This window comes from Archangium sp. (assembly GCF_036389735.1).
GTDB lineage: Bacteria > Myxococcota > Myxococcia > Myxococcales > Myxococcaceae > Archangium.
The window spans coordinates 1-1,661 of record NZ_DASVWK010000208.1 but is presented as its reverse complement, the minus strand read 5'-3'; the positions used below and the strand labels follow the sequence as shown (position 1 = coordinate 1,661).

General features: G+C 70.0%; 1 protein-coding gene and 1 pseudogene. Both read right to left on the bottom strand.

Translation table 11 applies throughout. The annotated features are described in order from the left end of the window. A partial coding sequence (gene argH / locus VF794_RS07730; protein WP_331108537.1) for an argininosuccinate lyase occupies positions 1–1,386 on the bottom strand: 1,386 nt, incomplete at its 3' end. Then, positions 1,383–1,661, bottom strand: a pseudogene (locus VF794_RS07725) (arginine repressor); the annotation flags it as partial. The pseudogene VF794_RS07725 and the gene argH, both read right to left, overlap by 4 nt.

Here is a 1,661-nt window from a genome sequence, read left to right as displayed (position 1 = left end):
AGCCGTCCAGGCACGAGCCGCGTGGGACTTCAGCTCGGCGATCTGCTTCTCCACCGACGCCGGCCCGGTGCCTCCGGAGTTGGCCTTGCGCTCCACCGCGCGCCGCGGATCCGCGCTCTTCAGCACCTCGGCGTCGAAGCGCGGGTCCACGGACTGTGCCAGCTCCAGCGTCACCTTGGCCAGCGGCAATCCACGCTCCTGGCACGCCCGCACCAGCGCTCCCGTCGCCTTGTACGCCGTGCGGAAGGGAATCCCCTTCATCGCCAGCGCCTCGGCCACGTCCGTGGCCTGCATGTAGTCCGACTCCACCGCCGCGAAGCACCGCTCCCGGTCGAAGTGCACCTTGCCCAACGCGAGGTGCAGCATGGACAGCACGCTCGTGAGCAGCGGGCCCGTCTCCAGCAGCACCTGACGGTCCTCCTGCAGGTCCCGGCTGTACCCGCCCGGCAGCCCCTTCACGAGCACGGCCAGGTTGGTGAGATTGCCCACCGCCCGCCCGGACTTGCCGCGGATCAGCTCGAAGACGTCCGGGTTGCGCTTCTGCGGCATCATGCTCGAGCCGCAGGCGATCTCCCCGTCCAGCTTCACGAAGCCGAACTCGGGCGAGGCGAAGTCGTAGAAGTCCGTGGCCACGCGGCTGGCGTGCAGCAGCGAGCGCATGGCCGCGTAGGCGAAGTCCATGGTGAAGTCGCGATCGCCCACCGTGTCCAGGCCGTTCATCGTGACACGCGGGAAGTGCAGCAGCTCGCGCGTCACCTCGCGGTCGATGGGCAGCGAGGTGCCGCCGATGGCGCCCACGCCCAGCGGCAGCGAGGACACCTGCTCCAGCACGAAGCCGAGTGCGTCCACGTCCCGGGTGAACATGGCCCCGTAGCCGCACAGCAGGTAGGCCAGCGAGATGGGCTGCGCCCGCTGCCGGTGCGTGTACGAGGGGAGGATCGTCCCGCGCTCCGCCTCGGCCCGGGCGGCCAGCCCGTCCAGCAGCGTCGCGAGCACGCCGAGCGCCTCGGCCACCTTCTCGCGCACGTGCAGGCGCAGGTCCAACGCCACCTGGTCATTGCGCGAGCGCGCGGTGTGCAGGAGGCCGGCGCGCTCCCCGAGAATGCGGGTGATCTCCGCCTCCACGGCCATGTGCACGTCCTCCTCGTCCGCGAGGACGAGCGTGCCGGCCCGGGAGTCCTTCATGAGGGCCACGAGCTGCTCGCGGATGGCGCGCGCGTCCTCCGAGGGGATGATGCGCGTGCGCGACAGCATGGTGAGGTGGGCGATGCTTCCCACCAGGTCCTCCTTCAGGAGGGCCTTGTCGAGCGCCAGCGAGCTGGTGAAGGCCAGTACCTCGGGGTGGAGACCGGTCCCGCCGGAGGCTTCCGTCTTGGCAATCGTCACGGGGTTTCTTCCTTTCCGAAGAGTGCCTTCAACTTCTTGGACAGCGTACGGGTCGACTTCCCCCGGGCCGGGGCGACGAAGATGGTGTCATCTCCGGCGATGGTCCCCAGGCTCTCGGGGATGCGGGCTTGATCGATGGCGGAGGCCACCAGGGGCGCGGAGCCCGGGCGGGTGCGGACCACCACCAACAGCTCGTTGTCGTCCATCGAGAGGATCATCTCCGCCAGCTCGAGCAGCCGCGCCTCGCCCGAGGGAGGAGGGGCGTCCTCCAGCCC